The sequence below is a fragment of the Vibrio sp. M260118 genome, from assembly GCF_036533755.1.
GTDB lineage: Bacteria > Pseudomonadota > Gammaproteobacteria > Enterobacterales > Vibrionaceae > Vibrio.
Genome location: NZ_JATABG010000634.1, coordinates 1 through 947, shown reverse-complemented (window position 1 = coordinate 947; position 947 = coordinate 1). Strand labels below are relative to the sequence as shown.

The following is a 947-nucleotide window of genomic DNA, read 5'->3' as shown; positions in this document are numbered from 1 at the left end:
TTGTTTTCAGGTTCACACTCAGAAGACTAAAGGATGGAATGCGTATGTGGGATTACTCGGAAACGGTTAAAGAGCACTTTTTTAACCCTCGAAATGCAAAGTTGGTGAGTGACGCGAATGCTAAGGGTGATGTAGGTTCACTTAGCTGTGGTGATGCGTTGAGCCTAACGTTAAAAATAGATCCAGACACAGAGGTAATCACTCAGGCAGGTTTTCAGACATTTGGTTGTGGTAGCGCTATTGCCTCTTCTTCTGCTCTAACTGAAATCATTAAGGGCAAGACCATCGACCAAGCACTTGAGGTAACCAACAACGATATCGCCGATTACTTAGGTGGTCTGCCGCCAGAAAAAATGCACTGCTCGGTAATGGGCATGGAAGCGCTTCATGCTGCTGTGGCTGATTATCGAGGCGAAGAGTTGGCCGATGATCATGAGGAGGGCGAGCTGATTTGTAAGTGCTTCGCCATTGATGATTTGATGATTAAACGCGTGGTTGAAGCCAATAGTCTTACTACGTTGGAAGAGGTGGTGAACTACACCAAAGCAGGCGGCGCTTGTACCTCATGTCACGAAAAGATCGAATGGGTATTAGAGGCTTGCTTGGATGAGCAAGCGACGAAGAGTAAGGAACAAACCGCTCCGGTTAGTGAAGACCTATTGGACAAAGTAGCGACAGTGATTGAGCAGCTGCGCCCAAGCATCGTTGCAGATGGTGGTGACATTGAACTGGTTGATGTTGAAGACGATATGGTTTTTGTCGCGCTAACTGGTAATTGTACCTCTTGCGGTTTATCTGGTCTGACGCTCGCCAATCTTGAAAACAAACTCTCTATCGCGCTCGGCACCAGTATTACCGTATTTCCTGTTCAAGCACCTGAAGTTAAAAAGGAGGCGACCCATGACGCATAATCCGACTCAAGAGCTTGTCTACCTCGACAACAATGC

At 47.0% G+C, this 947-nt stretch carries 1 protein-coding gene; it reads left to right on the top strand.

The features are described 5' to 3' along the window. The coding region (nifU, locus tag QTO00_RS20185) for a Fe-S cluster assembly protein NifU (RefSeq protein WP_331426337.1) at nucleotides 1-911 on the top strand (911 nt) is incomplete at its 5' end. Between the last annotated feature and the right edge of the window lie 36 nt (nucleotides 912-947).